Annotated in this window: 18 protein-coding genes and 2 riboswitches; of the genes, 11 read left to right on the forward strand and 7 right to left on the reverse strand. The window is 63.1% G+C overall.

All coding sequences use genetic code 11. From position 1 onward, the window contains the following. Positions 1–112 precede the first annotated feature (112 nt). The 3 genes from ACCD03_RS19895 to alc all read right to left on the reverse strand — a co-directional run bounded on the left by ACCD03_RS19895 (position 113) and on the right by alc (position 3,015). A complete protein-coding gene (locus tag ACCD03_RS19895; protein ID WP_413412664.1) occupies positions 113–1,387 on the reverse strand; it encodes a M20/M25/M40 family metallo-hydrolase in 1,275 nt (424 codons plus the stop codon). A 93-nt stretch (positions 1,388–1,480) separates the two neighbouring features. After that, positions 1,481–2,008 carry an ureidoglycolate lyase gene (locus ACCD03_RS19900; protein ID WP_253535711.1) on the reverse strand — a complete coding sequence of 176 codons (528 nt, stop codon included), beginning with the start codon at positions 2,006–2,008 and terminating at the stop codon, positions 1,481–1,483. Continuing rightward, positions 2,005–3,015 carry an allantoicase gene (gene alc / locus ACCD03_RS19905; RefSeq protein WP_413412665.1) on the reverse strand — a complete coding sequence of 337 codons (1,011 nt, stop codon included), beginning with the start codon at positions 3,013–3,015 and terminating at the stop codon, positions 2,005–2,007. Before alc ends, ACCD03_RS19900 begins: the two co-directional genes overlap by 4 nt. 343 nt (positions 3,016–3,358) lie before the next feature. On the opposite strand from alc, the gene ACCD03_RS19910 reads away from it, so the two are divergent. From ACCD03_RS19910 to ACCD03_RS19920, 3 genes are read left to right on the forward strand one after another with little or no spacing between them, the layout of a single operon-like run. After that, positions 3,359–4,699 carry a C4-dicarboxylate transporter DctA gene (locus tag ACCD03_RS19910; RefSeq protein WP_253535712.1) on the forward strand — a complete coding sequence of 447 codons (1,341 nt, stop codon included), beginning with the start codon at positions 3,359–3,361 and terminating at the stop codon, positions 4,697–4,699. A 37-nt stretch (positions 4,700–4,736) separates the two neighbouring features. Continuing rightward, positions 4,737–5,432 (forward strand): GntR family transcriptional regulator, encoded by a 696-nt coding sequence (locus ACCD03_RS19915; protein ID WP_024977277.1) that lies wholly within the window; start codon positions 4,737–4,739, stop codon positions 5,430–5,432. Positions 5,433–5,438: 6 nt separating this feature from the next. Next, a complete protein-coding gene (locus ACCD03_RS19920; protein ID WP_316675815.1) occupies positions 5,439–6,023 on the forward strand; it encodes a YigZ family protein in 585 nt (194 codons plus the stop codon). 3 nt (positions 6,024–6,026) lie between these two features. Here the strand turns inward: ACCD03_RS19920 and ACCD03_RS19925 are convergent, their stop codons facing one another. Both ACCD03_RS19925 and ACCD03_RS19930 read right to left on the reverse strand, forming a co-directional pair. Next, positions 6,027–6,452 carry a hypothetical protein gene (locus ACCD03_RS19925; protein WP_413412666.1) on the reverse strand — a complete coding sequence of 142 codons (426 nt, stop codon included), beginning with the start codon at positions 6,450–6,452 and terminating at the stop codon, positions 6,027–6,029. A gap of 112 nt (positions 6,453–6,564) precedes the next feature. Then, entirely contained in the window at positions 6,565–7,476 is a 912-nt protein-coding gene (locus ACCD03_RS19930) for a LysR family transcriptional regulator (RefSeq protein WP_024977274.1), read from the reverse strand. A gap of 346 nt (positions 7,477–7,822) precedes the next feature. Between ACCD03_RS19930 and gcl the strand changes: the two genes are divergently transcribed. From gcl to pyk, 5 genes are all read left to right on the forward strand, one after another. Continuing rightward, positions 7,823–9,598 carry a glyoxylate carboligase gene (gene gcl / locus ACCD03_RS19935; protein WP_253535715.1) on the forward strand — a complete coding sequence of 592 codons (1,776 nt, stop codon included), beginning with the start codon at positions 7,823–7,825 and terminating at the stop codon, positions 9,596–9,598. A gap of 43 nt (positions 9,599–9,641) precedes the next feature. After that, positions 9,642–10,424 carry a hydroxypyruvate isomerase gene (gene hyi, locus ACCD03_RS19940; RefSeq protein ID WP_413412667.1) on the forward strand — a complete coding sequence of 261 codons (783 nt, stop codon included), beginning with the start codon at positions 9,642–9,644 and terminating at the stop codon, positions 10,422–10,424. A gap of 621 nt (positions 10,425–11,045) precedes the next feature. Further along, on the forward strand, positions 11,046–11,957 hold the full coding sequence (glxR, locus tag ACCD03_RS19945; protein ID WP_413412668.1) for a 2-hydroxy-3-oxopropionate reductase: 912 nt from the start codon (positions 11,046–11,048) through the stop codon (positions 11,955–11,957). A gap of 65 nt (positions 11,958–12,022) precedes the next feature. Further along, positions 12,023–13,342, forward strand: a complete 1,320-nt coding sequence (locus ACCD03_RS19950; protein WP_260772107.1) for a glycerate kinase — start codon at positions 12,023–12,025, stop codon at positions 13,340–13,342. A 612-nt stretch (positions 13,343–13,954) separates the two neighbouring features. Continuing rightward, positions 13,955–15,433: a pyruvate kinase gene (pyk, locus tag ACCD03_RS19955; protein WP_253535719.1), complete on the forward strand. Its 1,479-nt coding sequence runs from the start codon at positions 13,955–13,957 to the stop codon at positions 15,431–15,433. Positions 15,434–15,457: 24 nt separating this feature from the next. Here pyk and hemN read toward each other — a convergent pair whose 3' ends face one another. Both hemN and ACCD03_RS19965 read right to left on the reverse strand, forming a co-directional pair. After that, the gene (hemN, locus tag ACCD03_RS19960) at positions 15,458–16,942 is read right to left on the reverse strand and encodes an oxygen-independent coproporphyrinogen III oxidase (protein ID WP_316675800.1); all 1,485 of its coding nucleotides are present in this window, start codon (positions 16,940–16,942) and stop codon (positions 15,458–15,460) included. Positions 16,943–17,174: 232 nt separating this feature from the next. Continuing rightward, entirely contained in the window at positions 17,175–19,295 is a 2,121-nt protein-coding gene (locus ACCD03_RS19965) for a UvrD-helicase domain-containing protein (RefSeq protein WP_325651474.1), read from the reverse strand. A 274-nt stretch (positions 19,296–19,569) separates the two neighbouring features. On the opposite strand from ACCD03_RS19965, the gene ACCD03_RS19970 reads away from it, so the two are divergent. The 3 genes from ACCD03_RS19970 to gcvH all read left to right on the forward strand — a co-directional run bounded on the left by ACCD03_RS19970 (position 19,570) and on the right by gcvH (position 22,220). Then, the gene (locus tag ACCD03_RS19970; protein WP_045206802.1) at positions 19,570–19,896 is read left to right on the forward strand and encodes a hypothetical protein; all 327 of its coding nucleotides are present in this window, start codon (positions 19,570–19,572) and stop codon (positions 19,894–19,896) included. A 401-nt stretch (positions 19,897–20,297) separates the two neighbouring features. Then, positions 20,298–20,395, forward strand: a riboswitch (glycine riboswitch). A gap of 12 nt (positions 20,396–20,407) precedes the next feature. Then, a riboswitch (glycine riboswitch) is annotated at positions 20,408–20,535 on the forward strand. A gap of 129 nt (positions 20,536–20,664) precedes the next feature. Then, on the forward strand, positions 20,665–21,792 hold the full coding sequence (gene gcvT, locus ACCD03_RS19975) for a glycine cleavage system aminomethyltransferase GcvT (RefSeq protein WP_325651476.1): 1,128 nt from the start codon (positions 20,665–20,667) through the stop codon (positions 21,790–21,792). A 47-nt stretch (positions 21,793–21,839) separates the two neighbouring features. Then, entirely contained in the window at positions 21,840–22,220 is a 381-nt protein-coding gene (gcvH, locus tag ACCD03_RS19980) for a glycine cleavage system protein GcvH (protein ID WP_024977262.1), read from the forward strand. The last annotated feature ends 1 nt before the right edge of the window (position 22,221 follow it).

Below are 22,221 nucleotides of genomic sequence, written 5' to 3' on the forward strand. Positions count from 1 at the left end.
TCGGGCGCGCCTTTCTTTTGCCTACTTTTCTTTGGCAAGACAAAGAAAAGTAGGTCGGTCCCGGCAGGGAACGAAAGGGGGATGGACCACCAAGACAAAAACAAAACAACAATCACCCACCCAACAATTCCCCCACAGCACACCCCACCACCACAGTCGCGCCCCGCAGATCATTCAACCGCAGGTTTTCATCCGTGTTGTGCCCACGCGCTTCCATCAACGTACGCGGTCCTGCGCCATACAGAACCGTCGGCACGCCATGCGCCGTGTAATGCCGCGCGTCGGTATACAACGGCACGCCATGCACCGGCACATCCCCGCCAAACACGGCCAAGGCATTCCGCCGCAGCGCGCCAATCAGCGCTTCCACACCTGGCAGTTCAGCAAGCGGCTCCGCCAGCAGAATGCGTTCGACTGAAACCTCGATCCCCGGCCGTTCTGCCGCCGCGCGCTCGATCACCGCGCGCAGTTCGCCTTCTGCATCGCGGCCGGCTTCTTCGGGAATCATCCGGCGGTCAACGCGGAACGTCACCAGATCGGGCACCACGTTGGTGTTGATGCCACCCTGGATTAACCCGACGTTGAGCGTTGCGTGGTCAATGCCCGGCACGGCGGATTTACGCGTTGCGAGTTCTGCGCGATATGCATACACGGCCTGCAGGATATGCGTGGCCGCCTCGATGGCGTCGATGCCCGTGTGCGGCATGGCGGCGTGCGCCTGCTTGCCGCGCACCGTCACCTGCACGTGCAGGCAGCCGTTGTGCGCCGAGGTGATGCCATAAGCAAAACCCGCCGAGATCGCGTAATCGGGCTTGCTCAGGCCTTGATCCAGCAGCCACTTCGGGCCGATGTCGCCGCCGGTCTCTTCGTCGTATGTGAAGTGCAGTTCGACCGTGCCGTTGAGCTTCGCGCCACGCTTTTCCGCCTCGATCAGCGCGAGGAGCGCCCACGTGTAGGTGGCAAAGTCTGACTTGGACACCGCCACGCCGCGGCCGAACATGGTCGGGCCGTGTTCGGTCTCAACGATCTCGCCCCGGTACGGGTCGTGCGTCCAGCCCAGGCCCGGCGGGACGACATCGCCGTGTGCGTTCATGGCGACCGTGGGGCCGCCGCTGCCGAACGTGTGACGCACGATCAGGTTGGTGGCGCTTACCATGCCGGCGGCACGTACCTGCGCCTGCGGCACGGCATGTGCCTCGACCGTGAGGCCCAGCGCCTCCAGCAGCGCCTTGGCGCGCGCGGCATGCGGCGCGCAATCGCCGGACGGGTTGTCCGACGGCACCTTCACCAGCTCGCGCAGGAAATCAATCTGCTGCGCGTGCGCTGCCGCGACAAACGCGCGGATGTCCGCATCGATGCCGGGGGTGGCGAGTTGAGCCTGGGTCATGTCGATGTCTCCCTGCTTGTAGTGGGACGGAGATTGAAAGTGACTGAGCCCCCGTTGTGCGGGGGCTCAGGATTGACGCGGATGACGCGATGCTTACTGCGCGGCCTGCATGGCCTCGGCGGTCAACCACACCGATTCGGCCAGGTCTTGCTCGTCGCAGTTGTGGCCTTCGCCACCACGGTCGACGACGAGGAAATCGCTCACCTCGCCCAGGGCCAGCAGCGGGTGATGCCACACGCCGCGCGCGTAGTTCACGCCTTGCCAGCCGCGCGAGACGAACGCGCGCAACTTGGACGGGTCCAGCTCGCCGGCCGGTGCCACGACAATCAGATACGGCTTGTCGTTCTGCGGGATGAACGCCTGGCTGCCACGCGGATGGCGCTCCAGCATCTTGACCTCGAACGGCAGCGTGCGCGGCTGACCACGGAACAGGCTGATCAGCGCGCGGCCGCCCTCGCCCACATCCACGTTGGCGAGGTCATGAAAGCGGATGGTCGTGCCTTGGTTGATGGGGAATTGCTTGGCCCCTTCCAGTTCGATCACGTCGCCGAACGGCGCAAAGGCTTCGCGCGTAAGTGGCTCGATGGTCAGCGCAACGCGTGCGACGGTCTCTTGGCTCATTCGAGCACCCCCCACAGGCGCAGACGCGAGACACCGCCATCGGGGAACATGTTGAAGCGCACGTGCGTCACGATGCCGAGGTCGGCGATTTCCGCTTCGTAGTAGTGCTGAAGATCCATCTGCAGCTTCTGCTCAGGCAGCAGCATTTGCCAGAACATCGCTTGCGTCTTCAGCGAGCTGTCAGTGCCGCCCACCACGCGAGCGGCCTGGATGGAAACGCGGTCAGCGAAGTTGCCCTTGAAGTGCGCGGTGTCGACTTCGATCTTGCGGATGCGGCCCGGGTTGGCCAGGGCGATCACGCACCAGTCGTTGCCCGGTTCGCGGCGGCGGCGCGTTTCCCAGCCGTCGCCCATGTTCACGCCACGGCCCGGCATCAACATGCGCGAGGCCGGCCCGAAGTGTTCGTTGTTGGCTTCGACCACGTAGGCGCCGTTTTCCATGGCGGCCAGGTCGAACAGCTTGGTACGGTCTGCGCCCTTCCAGTCGACTTGCGGCTGGCCGTACACGCGCAGCCGCGCGATACCGCCGTCCGGGAAGATGTTCACGCGCAGGTGCGTGAAGGCTTGCGTGCTCGTCACGGCCACGTAGGCGTGGCTGTTGCCTTGCAGCGTGGTCGACGGAACGATTTCAGTCCACTGCGTGGCTTCGGTCGGCTCGCCATCCGGCAGATAAGCGGCTTCAATGGAAGCGGCCGGCGGGAAGTTGCCGGTGAAGTGGCTGGTGTCGATATCCACACCTTTCACGACGCCCGGGCGGGCCAGGCGGACGATGCAATGGTCATAGCCACCGTTGCGGCGACGGCGCGTTTCCCAACCATCCATCCACTTGCCGTGGTCGTCGTACTTGCCCGGAATGAAGACCGCCGGCTCGGGGTTGAGCATGCGGTCTTTCGGCGCGAAGAATTCGTCGGTCGCGAACGTGGCCTCGGCGCCAAGGCGGGGGTCCGCCAGGTTCGGATATCGGCGCGTGAAATCCGGCGCGTTCGGATCGAGCGTGGGCATCGCCATGTGGAACTCCTTGGTATTTGTCTCTGGATGTTATACGGCCGCCCCATCGAACAAAAACGGCGAGTAAGAACACTCGAAACTGTAGCGATGGGAACGCCGGAAGTGCAGCTTAGATGGCGGAAACACAAGGCTTCGCGGGACTGCATGAGTCGATCCTAGCATGTGAATTCAAAAATTGCATACAAAAATTGGATGGCCTATGATGCCGTCAACGCTCAACAATTCATCGCGACAATTTGTTGCGACGCAGCGAGCGAAACAAGGCCGTGACGACAATCGCAACCAACTGAATTAGACGATTGGGCAAGGCTTGAGACACCAGTAATCCAAAGGAGGATTCACCATGCAACGCTTTACGCGCCCGTTGTTCGGGCAGGTTTTGATTGCTCTTGCGCTGGGCATCGCGCTGGGCGTCTGGGCACCGGACTTCGCGCAGCACCTCAAGCCGCTAGGCGACGGCTTTCTGAAACTGATCCAGATGCTGATTACGCCGATCGTCTTCTCGGTGGTGGTCGTTGGCATTTGCGGCGCCGGTGAGTTGAAGAAGGTCGGGCGCGTGGGCGGCAAGGCCGTCCTCTACTTCGAGGTGGTTACCACCATTGCGCTGGCGCTGGGTATTGCGCTGGCCTATCTGTTCGGACCGGGCCACGGCATGAATGTGGACCCGAAGACGCTGGACCCGGCAGCGCTGTCCACCTACATGGCCAACGCCGAGAAGATGCATTCAGGCGGGTTCGCGACCTTCTTTCTGGGCTTGATTCCGGACACCTTCGTGAGTGCCTTTGCCAAGGGCGACGTGTTGCAGGTATTGGTGCTGTCGATCTTGTTTGGTTGCGCGCTGTCGATGCTGGGTGAGCGCACCAAGCCTGTCGTGGCGTTCATCGATCAGTTCTCGCAAGTGCTGTTCCGCATGATGGCGGTGATCATCCGCTTGGCGCCGCTGGGCGTGTTGGGCGCGGTGGCCTTTACCGTGGGCAAGTACGGTGCGGGCTCGCTCAAGCAACTGGGCTTCCTGGTGCTGCTGTTCTATGCGGCGGTGACAATCTTCGTGGTGGTGGTGTTGGGCACCATCCTGCGCCTGGCCGGCTTCAACATCTTCAAGCTGATCCGTTTCCTGCGCGCCGAACTGGTGGTGGTGGCGGGCACGGCATCGTCCGATGCGGTGCTGCCGTCGATCATGAACAAGCTGGAGAAGATGGGCATCAAGCGCTCGGTGGTGGGTCTGGTCATCCCGACCGGCTACTCGTTCAACCTCGATGCGTTCTCGATCTACCTGACGCTGGCGGCGGTGTTCATCGCGCAGGCGACTAACACGTCGCTGTCGCTGCATGATCTGCTGCTGATCCTGGCTGTGGCACTCATCACCTCCAAGGGCGCGCATGGTATTCCGGGCTCGGCCATCGTGATTCTGGCGGCCACGCTGTCGGTCATTCCGGCCATTCCGGCGATCGGCCTGGTGCTGGTGCTCTCCGTCGACTGGTTCATCGGCATTGCCCGTGCGCTGGGCAACCTGATCGGCAACTGCGTCGCCACGGTCGTCATCGCGGCGTGGGAAAAGGACATCGACCGGGTGCGCGCCAATGCGGTGCTCGACGGCAAGATCGACATCACCGAAGAAGGCGAAGCGATTGCGCACAGCCACGGTGTGGCCGCACAGGCCGCCCACACGCTGCCGCATGCCTGAAGCGGCGCTACTGTCGGACGGCGGTAAAATCGGCGCCATGACCGAAACCACCGCCGCCGACATCTCCTCCGAAGGCATTGCCGATGACATCGCCCAGGCGATCGTCGCGCATCGGCTGCCGCCGGGCACCAAGCTGCGCGAAGAGGCGCTGGCGCGGGTCTACCACGTCAGCCGCACGAAGATTCGCGCGGCGCTCCTGATGCTGGCCAAGGACAAGCTGATCCGCATGGAGCCGGATCGCGGTGCGTTCGTGGCCAAGCCGGATGAGACCGAAGCGCGCGAAGTGTTTGCCGTGCGCCGCGTGCTGGAAGTGGCGCTGGTACGCGAGTTCATCGCCAAAGCGACGCCCGCCGATTACAAGCGGCTGGAGAAGCACCTAGCCGAAGAACACAAGGTGGCGGCAAGCGGCGACTTGTCTGACGTCCCGCGCCGCAACCGCCTGATGGCCGACTTTCACCTTCTGATGGCCGACGTGGTCGGGAACAGCGTGCTCAAGGAAATGCTCTACGAGCTTTCCGCGCGCAGCTCGGTGATTACGATGATGTACCAGTCGACGTACGACGCCGTGCGTTCGTCCGACGAACACACTGCTTTCCTGGACGCCGCCAAGCGCGGTGACGTGGAAGGCGCCATCGCGCTGATGGAAGAGCACATGGCACACACCGAGGCGTCGCTCAAGTTCGAATCGCCGGGCGGCCGGGCGACGGATCTCGTAGCCGCCCTCCTCGCCTGACCGCGCGTGCCGACGTACACGCTGCGCGCGCCGGTTTCTGCCGAGCTGGAAATCAAGAAGAGCCGCTTTATCGGATTGGCAATGCCGGTTGAAGACCGGGCCGCCGCCATGGACGTCATTGCACGCCTGCGCGCCGAACACCCCTCTGCCACACACGTCTGCTGGGCGCTCCTGGCGGGCGGCCAGTCCGGCATGTCCGATGACGGCGAGCCCTCCGGCACGGCAGGCCGCCCCATCCTGGAAGTGCTGCGCCATCATGATCTGGACGGCACGCTGGGCGCCGTGGTGCGTTACTTTGGCGGCGTCAAGCTCGGCGCAGGCGGTCTTGTACGCGCGTACACAGATGCCATCGCTACCGCGCTCATGCAGGCTGAACGCGTGGAGCGCATCGCCAGCACGACGCTCACCCTCGCTACCGATTACGCCGATGAAGCGCGCATCCGCCGCTGGATCGATGATGGCGGGTATGCGCTGCTGGATGCCGCCTACGATGCGGGCGTCACACTCACTGTGCGATTGCCGGTGACGGACGAGGCGGCCGCGCGGGTCACGTTGCGGGATTTGACGCAGGGGCGTGTGGCGATTACCTAGCGCTTATCGCTCGGGAGCGAGCGGAGCGGCGGGCGCGGAGCCCGCGCAACAGGGGTTCTGACAGTCCGGTTGGAAAACTACGTAGGCGGCTGTCGGCATTTTTGGGGCGACACCCTCGCGTTCCACGGCACGTAGATGCGTATCGGCTTCAGACGACTCGACTTTGTCGCCTTCGATTCCGACAGCGTCCAGCACGGCCTGAATGCTTCTGAGGCGCAGCACCGCCAGCTCTGGGTCGGAAGCAGGCTCGGACGCCTCCCGCAAGCGCACCCGGTACTTGCCGCCGCTGTGAAAATCTTCTTTGAGCTGCGAATCCCATTCCGCCAGTTTCAGGATTTCGGTGGTCGGCAGCGCAGACTCGCCGGGCGAGAACACCAGCGGGTGCTCAAGCCCGGTCAGATCGCACGCCAGGGCGGAGGTGCTGAGCATGAGAGCGCCGACAACTGCGGTTCTGTGTAGCATCTTCAGTCTCCGGCATTGAGCGCGCCACCCGCGGCGCATCTGATGACAAGTTTAGGAACCGTCATCCATTTCCGCACGCTCAACTCGTTCGCGACCAATACCCCGCCTGCCCATACACCGTCTTCAGGTGTTCGATAAAGAAGCGGATCTTCGCCGGCACCGGCCGCTGCTGCGGGTACACGGCGAGGATGTCGTAGTCGGGCAGCGCGTAGTCGTCCAGCACGGTCATCAGCGCGCCGGATTCCAGTTCGGGCTGGATCTCCCACGTTGAGCGCCACCCCAGGCCGAGGCCTTCGCCCATCCAGCGGTGCAGCAGTTCACCATCGTTGCAATCGAGGTTGCCGTTCACCTTCACGGTGACGGCCTTGCCGTTCTGCTGGAAATACCAGCCGCGTTGTTGGCCGCCCTGCAGGTTGAAGGCGAGGCAGTTGTGGCGTTCGAGATCATCCAGCGTGCGGGGCACGCCGTGCTTGGCGAAGTACGCGGGCGTGCCGCACACCACGCGCTTGTTCGACGCCAGGCGGATCGCCACGAAGTTCGGATCGATCGCACCGCCAATGCGGATGCCCACGTCGTAGCCTTCACGCACGAGGTCGACCACGCGGTCAGTCAGGTTGAAGGAGATGCGTACGTCGGGGTTGGCGCGCAGGAAGTCCGGCGCATGCGGCGCGACGTGCTTGCGGCCGAAGGCAGCCGGCGCCGAAACGATCAGGTGCCCGGTCGCCTTGTGGCGGCCTTCGGCAACCAGCAGTTCTGCGCGGTCCAGCTCGCCCAGCGCCTTTTTGCACTGTTCCATGAACACCGCGCCCTGCTCCGTCACCGCAATGCGGCGAGTTGACCGGTGCAGCAGCTTCACGCCCAGGCGGGCTTCCAGCGCGTTGATGCGGCGTCCGATCATGACGGGCGTCACGTCTTGCGTGAGCGCGGCGGCGGCCATGCTGCCGTGTTCCACCACGGCGATGAACGCTTCGATCTGCTTGAGCTTGTCCATTCCATCATTCCAGTTCGCAATGTCTGACCATTTTAGTGAGCATTCCGTACCTGGATTGCGACTTTCTGGCGCATATCACTTATGACGAATGGCAAAAATGGTGGACGACGATGTGATCGATGCGAGCGTGTCGCGTCGAATTATTGCGTCGCACAAACGTGCCTAAAAATGGCTTGAATACAAGGCTTTCCGGCATGTTGATTGCCTTGGTATTGGTGCGGCACGCAAATCTATTCGGTATTCTGAGTTAGCAATCAACTGACGAAATCTGCGTTTATCCATATCGGCATGCGGGAATAGGATCAGCTCCAACTGATTCCCACCTTCCCCTTCCTGGAGACACCCCATGCCGAAGATGAGAGCGATTGATGCCGCAGTTGCGGTGATGGAAAAAGAAGGCATCACCACCGCCTTCGGCGTGCCTGGTGCCGCCATCAACCCGTTGTACTCGGCGCTGCGCCGCGCCGGCAACATTGACCACGTGCTGGCCCGCCACGTTGAAGGCGCCTCGCACATGGCCGAGGGCTACACCCGTGCCGAACCCGGCAACATCGGCGTGTGCATCGGCACGTCGGGCCCGGCAGGCACCGACATGATTACCGGCCTGTACTCGGCCTGGGCAGACTCGATTCCCATCCTGTGCATCACCGGCCAGGCGCCCCGCGCCCGTCTGTACAAGGAAGATTTCCAGGCCGTCGACATCGAGTCGATCGCCAAGCCGGTCACGAAGTGGGCCGTCACCGTGCGCGAGCCGGCGCTGGTGCCGCGCGTGTTCCAGCAAGCCTTCCACCTGATGCGCTCGGGCCGCCCCGGTCCGGTGCTGATCGACCTGCCGTTCGACGTGCAAGTCGCCGAGATTGAATTCGACCCCGACACCTACAGCCCGCTGCCGGTCTACAAGCCCGCCGCCACGCGTGCCCAAGCCGAGCGCGCCATCGAGATGCTGTGCCAGGCCGAGCGCCCGCTGCTGGTGTGCGGCGGCGGCGTGATCAACGCCGATGCGGCCAAGCTGATGGTCGAGTTTGCGGAGCTGGTGAACGTGCCTGTGGTGCCCACGCTGATGGGCTGGGGTGTGCTGGCTGACGACCACCCGCTCAACGCCGGCATGGTCGGCCTGCAAACGTCGCACCGCTACGGCAACGCCACGCTGCTGGCTTCGGACTTCGTGTTCGGCATCGGCAACCGCTGGGCCAACCGCCACACGGGCAGCGTCGACGTCTACACCAAGGGCCGCAAGTTCATTCACGTCGATATCGAACCGACCCAGATCGGCCGCGTGTTCGGCCCGGACCTTGGCATCGTGTCGGACGCCAAGGCTGCACTGGAGAAGTTCATTGAAGTGGCCCGCGAGCTGAAGGCCGCCGGCAAGCTGCCGTGCCGCAAGAGCTGGAACGCCGACGTGCAGAAGCGCAAGCGCACGATGCTGCGTCGCTCGGACTTCGACAACGTGCCCATCAAGCCGCAGCGCGTGTACCGCGAGATGAACCAGTACTTCCCGCGCGACGTGCGTTACGTGAGCACGATCGGCCTGTCGCAGATCGCTGCTGCGCAGTTCCTGTCGGTCAACCAGCCGCGCCACTGGATCAACTGCGGCCAGGCAGGCCCGCTGGGCTGGACGATTCCCGCCGCCATCGGCGTGAAGGTGGCCTCGCCCAACAGCGACGTGGTGGCTATCTCTGGTGACTACGACTTCCAGTTCATGATCGAAGAGATGGCGGTGGCCGCGCAGTTCAAGGTGCCGTACATCCACGTGGTGGTGAACAACTCGTACCTGGGCCTGATCCGCCAGGCGCAGCGCAACTTCGACATGGACTACTGCGTCCAGCTCGCTTTCGACAACGTCAACGCCCCTGAGCTGAACGGCTACGGCGTCGACCACGTGAAGGTGGTGGAAGGCCTGGGTTGCAAGGCGATCCGCGTGTTCAACCCGGAAGACATCGAACCCGCCTTCGCGCAGGCTCGCCTGCTGATGGCCGAGTTCTCGGTGCCGGTGATGGTGGAAGTGATTCTCGAGCGCGTGACGAACATCGCCATGGGCACGGAGATCGACAACGTGGTCGAGTTTGAAGACGTGCTCGACCTGGAAGACACCCTCACGGAAGCCGAAGGCGTCACCGCATAAAGACGGCGCGCTGTTCCCTCACCGTCCGATAAAAGGAGAAACCATGACAAAGCTGGCAGCCAACCTGACCATGCTCTTCAACGAGCAAGCCTTCCTTGACCGCTTCGAGGCCGCCGCACGTGCGGGCTTCCGCGGCGTGGAATTCTTGTTCCCCTACGCGTTTCACGCTGACCAGATTGCCGATCGCCTGAACCGCTTCCAGCTCGACCTCGTCCTGCACAACCTGCCGGCCGGCAACTGGGACGGCGGCGAGCGCGGTATCGCCATCCTCCCGGACCGCGTGAGCGAGTTTCAGGACGGCGTGGGCGAAGCCATCAAGTACGCCAAGGTGCTCGGCGTGAAACAGCTCAACTGCCTGGTGGGCATTCGCCCCGAAGGCGTGAGCGAAGACGCCGCACGCAAGACGCTGGTCGAGAACCTGAAGTTTGCGGCGAAGGCACTGAAGGCCGAGAAGATCGATCTGCTCATCGAGCCGATCAACACGTTTGATATTCCCGGCTTCTACCTGAACCGCACGCAGCAGGCGTTGGATCTGATCAACGACGTGGACGCGTCCAACCTGTACGTGCAGTACGACATCTATCACATGCAACGGATGGAGGGCGAAGTGGCAAGCACGCTGAAGCGCCATCTGGACAAGATCAAGCATGTGCAGTTGGCGGACAACCCTGGTCGTAACGAACCTGGTACGGGTGAAATCAACTACCAGTTCTTGTTCAACTGGCTGGATGAGATTGGTTACACCGGGTGGGTTGGGTGTGAGTACAAGCCGAAGGCTGGGACTGTGGAAGGCTTGGGCTGGCGAGCTGCGCACAACGTTGCTTGAGATTTTTCGGTTTGGTTTTGCTCCGGTGGTGCATCCCTTGTTTCATCCCCTGCCGGGGCTGACTCACTTTTCTTTGTCTTGCCAAAGAAAAGTAAGCAAAAGAAAGGCGCGCCCGAGATGGCGAAAGATTCCTTGAATTTATGTCGCAGAGAGGGGAAGGGAAAAACTCGCTTCGCTCAGACAGTTTCCCTTCCTCTTTCCTCTCTGCAACAGAAATTCAAGGCGCCATCTAGGGCTCCAACGGCCAAACCATCGACCACAAGTGCTGTAGGCACCAGCAGCACTACGCGAAGCAAAGCGAGCAACACAGCAACAAACAAGAGCCAGCTGGGACAGCACACAGATTGTGTGGCCGTACCCCTGCCCTAGATGGCGCCTTGAATTTGTGTAAGCGGGCGGAACAAAGACGGGGAACTGTCTGAGCGCAGCGAGTTTTCCCCGTCTCCGCCCGGTTACACAAATTCAAGGAAGGGGTCGCCATCTTGGGCGCGCCTTTCTTTGCTTACTTTCTTTGGCAAGACAAAGAAAGTGAGTCGCCCCCGGCAGGGGGTGAAAGGGAGTGGACCGTCAAGGTCCAAACCACAAACCATCAACACATTCAAACCAAGGAGATCCCTCACCATGGCAACCAACCTCAACCTCGGTTTCATCGGTCTCGGCATCATGGGCGCCCCCATGGCGGGCCACCTGCGCGCCGCCGGCCACACGCTGTTCGTGCACGACGTCAACCCGGCACCGGCCGCGCTGGTGGAAGCCGGCGTGACGGTCTGCACGAGCGCCGAGGAAGTCGCCAAGCGCGCCGACATCATCTTCATCATGGTGCCGGACACCCCGCACGTTGAAGCCGTGCTGTTCAGCGAGAAGGGCGTGGCCAAGGCGCTGAAGGACGCAGGCAAGGACGCTGCTGCCGGCAAGATCGTGGTCGACATGAGCTCGATCTCGCCGATCGCGACGAAGGACTTTGCATCGCGCATCAACAAGACCGGCGCGCAATACCTGGACGCTCCGGTGTCGGGTGGCGAAGTGGGCGCGAAGGCTGCATCGCTGACGATCATGGTGGGCGGTGAGCAGGCTGCGTTCGACCGCGTTGCTCCGCTGTTCAACCTGATGGGCAAGAACATCACGCTGGTCGGCGGCAACGGTGACGGCCAGACCACCAAGGTGGCCAATCAGATCATCGTGGCGCTGAACATCCAGGCGGTGTCGGAAGCGCTGCTGTTCGCATCGAAGGCGGGGGCGGACCCGGCGAAGGTGCGCCAGGCACTGATGGGCGGTTTCGCAGCGTCGCGCATTCTCGAAGTGCACGGTGAGCGCATGGTCAAGCGTACGTTCGACCCGGGCTTCCGCATCGAGCTGCACCAGAAGGACTTGAACCTGGCCCTGCAGGGCGCCAAGACGCTGGGCGTGGCCCTGCCGAACACGGCCACCGCGCAAGAGCTGTTCAACACCTGCGCTGCCAACGGCATGGGCAAGCAAGACCACTCGGCACTGTGCCGTGCGATCGAGATTATGTCGAACCACGATATTGCGTAAGTTGTGTGCACTGTCGCAGCCTTCGGGCGGCGGCAGTTTTTTTTGCTGTCTTCCCGCTTTCTGCCATGCACCACGACCAGTCTGCCCAAGCCGCCCTGCGCGCTGCCTTGCCCAATCCGTCGCCGCGCGCGTTGCTGCACGGCCTGTTTGACACCGCGGTGGCTGCGGTCAGCGCTGCGCAATGTTTGCCGGCATTCCTGCCCGAACCGCCGCGTGGCCGCACCATCGTCATCGGTGCTGGCAAGGGCGCTGCCGCGATGGCCGAGGCGGTGGAGCAGCACTGGAAGGGCGAACTGTCCGGCCTGGTCGTCACGCGTTACGAGCACGGCCGCGCGCCCGGCACGCAAGGGCGCATTGAAGTGGTTGAAGCCTCGCACCCCGTGCCCGATGCGGCTGGCCAACGCGCCGCGCAACGCATGGTCGGCCTGCTCGAAGGTTTGACGAAAGACGATCTCGTCCTGTGCCTGATCTCGGGCGGTGGCTCGGCCCTGCTGGCCGCACCGGCCGAAGGCCTGACGCTGGCCGACAAGCAGTCCGTCAACCGCGCGCTGCTCAAAAGCGGCGCCAGCATCGGCGAGATGAACTGCGTGCGCAAGCACCTCTCGTCGATCAAGGGCGGGCGCCTGGCGCTGGCATGCGCACCGGCACGCGTGGAGACGCTGCTGATCTCCGATATTCCCGGCGACGACCCGACGCTCATCGCCAGCGGCCCGACGCTGCCCGACGCCACCACCTGCGCGGATGCCCTGGCCGTGATCGACAAATACGGCATCGACGTGCCGGAAGCGGTGCGCCGTCATCTGGAAACCGGCGCAGGCGAGACGCCCAAGCCCGGCGATGCACGTTTCGAAGGCCATCGCAGCCACGTCATCGCGACGGCCCAGCACGCGCTGGAAGCGGCTGCCGCGCAGGCGCGCGCGCTCGGTTACGAGGCGCACATCCTGTCGGACAGCATTGAAGGCGAGGCGCGCGATGTGGCCGAAGTGCATGCCGGCATCGTGCGGCAGATCGTGGCGCGCAATCAGCCGTTCACCAAGCCGTGCGTGATTCTGTCGGGTGGTGAAACCACGGTGACCGTGCGCGGTAATGGGCGCGGTGGGCGCAATGCCGAGTTCCTGCTGGCGCTGGGCGTGGCGTTGGATGGCCTGCCGGGTGTGCATGCGATTGCTTGCGATACCGATGGCATTGATGGGTCTGAAGACAACGCTGGTGCGATCTTGACGCCGGATAGTCTGGCGCGTGCTGAAGCGCTTGGGTTGCGGGCTAAGCAACTGCTCGATAACAACGATGGGTATGGTTTTTTTGATGCGCTTGGCGATTTGATCGTGACTGGGCCTACGCGGACTAATGTGAATGATTTTCGGGCGATTTTGATTACTGGCTGACGTTGGATGCTGGATGGATTGATGTTTGTGGTTCATCCCTTGTTTCATCCCCTGCCGGGGCTGACTCACTTTTCTTTGTCTTGCCAAAGAAAAGTAAGCAAAAGAAAGGCGCGCCCGAGATGGCGACTCCCCCTTGAATTTCTGTCGCAGAGAGGGGAAGGGAAAAACTCGCTTCGCTCAGACAGTTTCCCTTCCTTTTTCCTCTCTGCAACAGAAATTCAAGGCGCCATCTAGGGCTCCAACGGCCAAACCATCGACCACAAGTGCATTAAGAATCAGCGGCACAACGCGAAGCAAAGCGAGCAACAGCAGCAACAAACAAGAGCCACTCGGGCACGCAGACCAACGGTTCGGTCGTTGACGTTCCTGCCCTAGATGGCGCCTTGAATTTGTGTAAGCGGGCGGAACAAAGACGGGGAACTGTCTGAGCGAAGCGAGTTTTCCCCGTCTCCGCCCGGTTACACAAATTCAAGGAAGGGGTCGCCATCTTGGGCGCGCCTTTCTTTGCTTACTTTTCTTTGGCAAGACAAAGAAAGTGAGTCGCCCCCGGCAGGGGGTGAAAGGGAGTGGACCGCCAAGGTCCAAACAAACAACCCCACCGGAAACACCAACATGCGCCGCTTCCGCAACACCAAAATCCTAGCCACCCTCGGCCCCGCCAGCAGCGACAAAGACACCATCCGCGCCCTCTTCGACGCCGGCGCGGACGTCTTCCGCTTGAACTTCAGCCACGGCTCGCACGAAGACCACCGCAAGCGCTACGACACCGTGCGCGCGGTGGAGGCCGAGACCGGCCGCCCGATCGGCATCCTCGCTGACATGCAAGGCCCGAAGCTGCGCATTGGCACATTTGCCGACGGCCGCGTCGTGCTCAAGAACGGCGATCGCTTTGTGCTCGACCGCGACCCGACGCCGGGTGATGTCACCCGCGTGCACCTGCCGCACCCCGAGCTGTACGCGGCTGCCGCGCCGGGGCAATCGCTGTTGCTCGATGACGGCAAGATCCGCCTGGCGGTGGAAGCCGCCGATCCGACGGCGATCGTCACGCGCGTAGTCGATGGCGGCCCGCTGTCTGACCGCAAGGGCGTGAACGTGCCGGATGCGGTGATCCCCATTCCGGCGCTCACCGAGAAAGATCTGCGCGATCTGGACTTCGCGCTGTCGCTGGGCGTCGATTGGATCGCCCTGTCATTCGTGCAGCGCGCCGAAGACGTGATCGCCGCGCGCGAGATCATTGGCGACCGCGCCGGCCTGCTCTCCAAGATCGAGAAGCCCGCAGCGCTACTGCATCTGGAAGACATCGTGCAGGCGTCCGATGCGCTGATGGTGGCGCGCGGCGACTTGGGCGTGGAGCTGCCGCCCGAGCGCGTGCCTGGCGTGCAGAAGCGCATCCTGCGCATGGCGCGCCACCACGGCAAGCCGGTGGTCGTGGCCACGCAGATGCTGGAATCGATGATCGAGGCGCCGGTGCCAACACGTGCCGAAGCCTCCGATGTGGCCAGCGCCGTGTATGACGGCACCGATGCCGTGATGCTGTCGGCCGAGTCGGCCAGCGGCAAACATCCGGTGGCCGCAGTCAGCATCATGAACCGCATCATTGCTGAGACCGAGCGCGACCCGCTGTACCGCAACCTGATCGACGCGCAGCATCAACCGCCGCTGCCCACGCGCCAGGACGCCATCTGCGCGGCCCTGCGCGACGTGACGCACATCCTGGGCGCGGTGGCCACCGTCACTTACACGTCCAGCGGCAAGACCAGCCTGCGCGCCGCGCGCGAGCGGCCGCTGGCGCCCATCGTGAGCATCACGCCGCGCCTGGATACGGCGCGCCGTCTGGCGATCACGTGGGGCGTGCACAGCACGGTCAGCCCCGATGTGAGCAACGTCGACGAGATGGTGGATGCGGCGTGCCGTGCCGCTGCGCGTGAAGGCTTTGCCGTGTCGGGCGATCAGATTGCCATCACGGCGGGCATGCCGTTCGGCCAGGCCGGTTCGACCAACCTGCTGCGCCTGGCGGAAATCTGGCCGCAGACGCTGGTCAGTGCGCAGACGCAAACCACTGCACTGCAGCCCGAACCGGCAACGGTCTGACGTGACCTCGGGTCAGTAGGCGGATCAGACCACTTTGGAGTAGCGCGGGACGAAGGTGACGGGCTTGCCCTCGGCTTCCACCGCGCGCTCCGTGCCTGCCTCACGCAGGTGCGAATCGAACACCATGGCGATGCGGCGCACGAGCAGCCGCCCTTGCGGCGTGATGACAATACGCTCGTCCCCTACCTTCACCAGCCCGGCTTCCTCCAGGGGTGCCAGCGCCTGCAGCTCGTCCGCAAAGCTGCGTTTGAAATCCAACCCGTGGCGCGCGCCGAATGCGCGCATGTTCAATTCGAACCCGCACATCAACTCGCCAATCAGCGCGCGGCGCACGTGGTCATCGGGCGTGAGTGACATGCCGCGCAGCACGGCAAGTTCGCCGGCGTCGATACGTGCGTAATAGGCGTCGAGATCCTTCTCGTTCTGCGCATACACATCACCCACGCGGCTGATGGCGGACACGCCAAAGGCCAGCATGTCGCAATCGGCGTGCGTCGAATAGCCCTGGAAATTGCGCTGCAGCCGCCCTTCGCGCTGCGCGATGGCGAGTGCATCGTCAGGCCGCGCGAAGTGGTCCATGCCAATGTAGACATAGCCTTCGGCAACGAGGCGCTCCACCGTCATGGCGAGCAAATCGAGTTTTTGATCGGCGGTCGGCAGGGTCAGCATGTCGATGCGGCGCTGCGCCTTGAACAGATGCGGCAGGTGCGCATAGCTGTAGACGGACAGCCGATCAGGCGCCATCTCCAGCACGCGATCCAGCGTAGCGTTGAACGTTTCCGTACGCTGATACGGCAAGCCGTAGATCAGGTCGAAGCTGATCGACTCGAAGCCCAGCCGGCGCGCCGTGTCGACCACGCGGCGTGTCTCTTCCACGCTCTGGATGCGGTGGACCGCGCGCTGGACGTCGGGGTCAAAGTCTTGAATGCCGAGGCTTGCGCGGTTGAAGCCGATTTCGGCCAGTACCTCAAGCGTGGCGTCGTCGGCGTGGCGTGGGTCAAGTTCGACGGAGATCTCGCCATCGTTGGCCAGATCGAAATGCTCACGCGTGGCGGCCATCACGGCGCGCATTTCGTCGTGCGCGAGGAAAGTCGGCGTGCCGCCACCCCAATGCAACTGCGTCACGCGGCGCAGCGGGCCAATCTGGTTGGCCACCATCGCCATCTCGCGGGCGAGGGTTTCAACGTAGCGTGCGCTGCGCGAGTGATCCTTTGTGATGACCTTGTTGCAGCCGCAGTAGTAGCAAAGGTTCGCGCAGAACGGCAGGTGCATGTACAGCGACAGCGGCGCATGCAGCGCGGGTGCAATCGTAGCGCGGCGGTGTAAGGCGTCGAGGTAATCGGCGTTACTGAATTTGTTGTGAAAGCGGTCTGCCGTCGGGTACGAGGTGTAGCGCGGGCCGTGCGTGTCAAAACGCTGCGCGAGCTCGCGCACCTGCGGCGCCGACCAGCGGAAGGCGGTGTCATTTGCGGCGGACGGATCGTCGGCCGGCTTGGCGAACGGAAACATGGGGCGGTTCTAGTGGGGGCGATGGCTCATCCTAAAACCGGGATGTGGGCGCCGCGTTGATGTGTGTCAACGTCGGTCAACGCCTGTTCCAAAGCGTTGCGAGCTGCACGCGGGCCGTCACAACGGCACAACAGCGCAGTTCGGCGACGGGTCTTTTCGGGGTTTTGTGTTTTTGGTCCATCCCTTGTTTCATCCCCTGCCGGGGCTGAAACAAAGAATGCAAAAAAACCAATCAAGAAGCCACAGGCTTCTTCGCCGCCAACAACCCCTTCAACGCCCCCAACCGATCCTTCGGCGACATCGCCGGCATGGTGTCCTCGGGCGTCGGCCCCGCATCTTCGCCAAGCTTCATCTCGGCGATATAGCGCGACGGCTCACACACCACCGTCTCCCGCGCACGCTTGCGCTTCTTGCACCAGCTGATATGCAGGCTACGCTGCGCCCGCGTGATACCCACATACATCAACCGCCGCTCTTCTTCGATCTTCTCGTCGGTCAGATCATCGTCTTCGCGGCAGTGCGGCAGGATGCCCTCTTCCACGCCCACCAAAAACACGTGCGGATACTCCAGCCCCTTGCTCGCATGCAACGTTGAAAGACGCACCGCATCCGGGTCTTCTTCCTTGCCTTCGAGCATGCTGATCAGCGCGATGGTCTGCGTGAGCTCCAGCAGGTTTTTGCCGGCGTCCATCAGGCCATCGGCATTGTCGAAACCGGTGGCCTCTTCGTCGTCTTCTTTCTCGGGCTTGGTGCCCTTGCGCTTGAGCCAGTCGAGAAACTCCAGCACGTTGGTCCACTTGTTCTGGGCCTGGCGCTCGTCGTAGGTGTCATACAGGTAGGCCTCGTAGTGGATGCCTTCCATCATCTCGTCGAGCAGCGTGGCGGCGGGTTCCTTGGCGGCCCGGTCCGACAGCCGCACGATGAACTCGCAAAACACCCGCAGCGGTTCGAGCTGGCGCGGCGCCAGTTGGGCCTCGATGCCGCCCATCATTGCCGCCTCAAACAACGACACCTTGGCTTGCCCCGCGAACGAGCCCAGCACTTCGAGCGTCGCATTGCCAACGCCGCGCTTGGGCGTAGTGATGGCGCGGATGAACGCAGGATCGTCATCCGCGTTGGCAATCAGCCGCAGGTAGGCGCATAGGTCCTTGATCTCGGCCTTGTCGAAAAAGCTCTGGCCGCCCGAGAGCACATACGGAATGCGCTCGCGGCGCAGGATCTGCTCGAACAGGCGCGCCTGGAAGTTGCCGCGATACAGGATCGCGTAATCCCGAAACTGCGCGCGACGCTCGAACTTGTGGGCAGAGAGCTTGAAGACGACGCTCTCGGCTTCGTGCTCTTCGTCATTGGCGCTTGTCACGTTGATCGCGTCGCCCATGCCATGCTCGCTCCACAACGTCTTCTCGAACAGCTTCGGGTTCTGCGCAATCACGGCGTTGGCCGCGTTCAGGATGCGCACCGTGGAGCGGTAGTTCTGCTCCAGCTTGATGACCTTGAGGTTCGGGAAATCCGTCTGCAGCAGCTTGAGGTTGTCGAGCGTGGCGCCGCGCCAGCCGTAGATGGCCTGATCGTCGTCGCCCACCGCCGTGAAGGCCGGCGCACGCAAGTGCGAGCCGCCCGCCAGCAGCTTCAGCAGCTGATACTGGCAGGCGTTGGTGTCCTGGTATTCGTCGACGAGGAAGTAGCGCAGGCGGTTCTGCCACTTCAGGCGCACCTCTTCATTGCGGGCGAACAGCTCGGCAGGAATACGGATCAGATCGTCAAAATCCACCGCCTGATACGCGTGCAGCGTCGCAACGTAATTGCGGTAGACGAGCGCCGCCTGGTGGTCATCGACGTTGTTGTTGGCGAGCGCTTCGGCAATCGCGGTGTCCGGGTCGACGAGACCGTTCTTCCACAGCGAGATCGTGCTCTGCACGCGGCGGATCAGTTGCTTGTCGGTGGTGGCCAGCTGCTCCTGGATCATCCCGAAGCAATCGTCCGAATCCATGATCGAGAAGCGCGGCTTCAGGCCCACATGCTCGGCCTCGGCGCGCAGAATCTGCACACCGAGCGAGTGGAAGGTACACACCGTCAACTGCTTGATGGGAATGCGCTTGCCGTCTTCGCGTGTCTTGCCGTCCATCAGCTTGGCCACGCGCTCCTGCATTTCCTTGGCGGCCTTGTTGGTGAACGTAACGGCAGCGATGTGACGCGGCTCAAACCCCTTGTTCAGGATCAGGTGCGCGATCTTCTGCGTGATCACGCGCGTCTTGCCTGAGCCCGCCCCGGCCAGCACCAGGCACGGGCCATCGAGGTAATGCACACCTTCGGATTGGGCAGCATTGAGCCCGTGGGCGAGACCGGAAGACATGGGAAGAGGCAGAAGAAAAAGCAGGCGGGAACATACAGCGGAGGGCGATGGTAGCACGGCGCCTTTGCATCGATTGAGCCTGCGCAAGGCCACCTGCGTCGGGCCTGACGGAGGTGCGCGAAGCTGCACCGCATGCGTTTGCGCCCCCCGCTTTTCGCACGGGCGTTACACCGCTTACGCGTGGTTACACGAACCACGTAAGCGGTCATGCGCGGCACCCCGTTATGGACGGGACAGCGGCTGAATCGGTCGGCCGCCCACCGGAGAACCCACCATGCACCGCATCGTCAAAGCCCTGGCCGTTACCGCCGTCGCCCTGTCCGCCACCACCGGCGCCTTCGCCCAAACGCAGTGGCAAAAAGACCACCCGCGCCGTGCCGAGGTCAACCACCGCCTGGCCAACCAGAACAAGCGCATCCACAACGAAGTGAAGGAAGGCGAGATCACCAAGGGCCAGGCGCGCCAGATGCACCGGGAAGACCACCAGATTCGCCAGGAAGAGCGCGACATGGCGGCTCAAAATGGCGGCGCCATCACCAAGCAGGAGCAGCGCACGCTGAACCAGCAGGAAAACCAGGTCAGCCGCCAGATCGGCAAGTAAGTCAAAGCCAAAGCAAGACCAACCAACACCCGCACTCCGGCCACACGCTTGGAGCTTGGCGACCTCGCCAGCTCCCGAGGGTGTGGCCGTTGTCTTTGGCCTTTGACGTACCTGCCCTAGATGGCGCCTTGAATTTCTGTTGCAGGGAGGAAAAAGAGGGGAGGCTGTTTGAGCGAAGCGAGTTTGCCTCTCCTCCCTCCCTGCGACATAAATTCAAGGAATCTTTCGCCATCTCGGGCGCGCCTTTCTTTGCTTACTTTCTTTGGCAAGACAAAGAAAGTGAGTCAGCCCCGGCAGGGGATGAAACCAGGGATGCACCGAAAGCATAAAAACCAGCCCTCCTTTCAAAAGCCGCCAAGTCCACCCCAATTGACAATCCCATCCCCCTTCCGTAAATTCCGCCCATCCATCCGGGAGAGCGTGCCCGCCGTACACGGCAAGGCGCCGCCGAAGGGGTAGCACCCGAAAACTCTCAGGCATCCAGGACCGGGCGGATCGGCGGACATGCGTCCGACCGCACTCTGGAGAGCTGGCGCCGCACGATCACTGCGGGCGCCCACCGAAGGGGCTCACGAACGGCGCGCACCGCTATGCGCCCCGCTTCGCAATCTCTCAGGTACCAAGGACAGAGGGGCCATCTGCGCAGCTTGTTGATCTTCATGGCGTCACCATGAGGGATCAGGCTGTGCAGGTGGCCTTTTTGCTTTTCTGGTTCCCGATCCATGCGCCGCGCCCAAGCCACGGCGGCGCGCTCAGCCGAGAGATTCCATGACGCTCCAACACACGCCGCTCAATGCCATCCACCGCTCGCTGGGGGCCCGCATGGTCGACTTTGGCGGCTGGGACATGCCCGTCAACTACGGCTCCCAGATCGAAGAGCACCACGCCGTGCGCCAAGACGCCGGTATTTTTGATGTCTCGCACATGTGCGTGGTCGACCTCACGGGCGCACGCGTGCGCGACTTCCTGCGTGGGCTGCTCGCCAACAACGTCGACAAGCTGCAAACGCCCGGCAAGGCGCTCTACAGTTGCATGCTCAACCCCAAGGGCGGCGTGATCGACGACCTGATCGTCTACTTCTTCCGCGAAGACTGGTTCCGCCTGGTGGTCAACGCCGGTACCGCACCGACGGATCTGGAGTGGATCGTCGCGCAGAACGCCGCCGCCGGCACCGACGTGACGATCACGCCGCGCCGCTCCGACAACAACGCTGGCGCCGAGCCGCTGGGCATCCTGGCCGTGCAAGGCCCGAATGCGCGCGCCAAGACGTACGCCGCGCTGCCCGGCACGCAGGCGGTAGGCGAGGCGCTCAAGCCGTTCAACGCCGGCTTCGTCACCGTGGAAAACGTGGGCGAGATCATGGTGGCCCGCACCGGCTACACCGGCGAGGACGGTTTCGAACTGGTCGTGCCGGCCGCGCAGATCGCCGGTGTGTGGGAGCGCCTGCTGCAAGCAGGCGTACGCCCGGCCGGCCTCGGCGCGCGCGATACGCTGCGCCTGGAAGCAGGCATGAACCTCTACGGCCAGGACATGGACGAGCACGTCTCGCCGCTCGACGCCGGCCTCGCCTGGACGGTCGATCTGCAAAGCGAACGCGACTTCACCGGCAAGGCCGCGTTGCAGGCTGGTGGCCAGCGCGAACAGTTCGTCGGGCTGATCCTGCGCGACAAGGGCGGCGTGCTGCGCGCCCACCAGAAGGTCATCACCGCTGCCGGTGACGGTGAGATCACCAGCGGCACATTCAGCCCGAGCTTGTCGCTCTCCGTTGCGCTGGCGCGCCTGCCCAAGGACGTGGCCGTCGGCACCGACGTACAGGTCGAAATTCGCGACCGCAAGTTGACCGCGACTGTGGTTAAACTGCCGTTCGTGCGCAATGGCAAGGCGCTGGTCAGCTGAACACCAAATCTGCATCCCCCAATACCAATCTTCCGGAGAAACCTTTCATGAGCAACGTCCCCGCCGATCTGAAGTACACCGAACACGACGAGTGGATCCGCGTTGAAGCCGACGGCACGCTGACCATCGGCATCACCGATTACGCGCAGGACGCGCTGGGCGACATCGTCTTCCTGGAGCTGCCGGACGCTGGTCGCGCAGTCGCCAAGGATGAAGCGATTGCCGTGGTCGAATCGGTCAAGGCCGCTTCCGACATCTACGCCCCCGTCTCGGGCGAGATCATCGCCAACAACGCAGACGCTGCGGGCGCGCCCGAGTCGGTCAACGCCGGCGCCTACGACGCATGGCTGTTCAAGATCAAGCCCACCAACGCCGACGACGTGAACGCGCTGATGTCGGCCGAGCAGTACGCAGCCAAGATCGGCTAAG

The organism is Ralstonia sp. Ralssp135 (assembly GCF_047304345.1).
GTDB classification, from domain to species: domain Bacteria; phylum Pseudomonadota; class Gammaproteobacteria; order Burkholderiales; family Burkholderiaceae; genus Ralstonia; species Ralstonia chuxiongensis.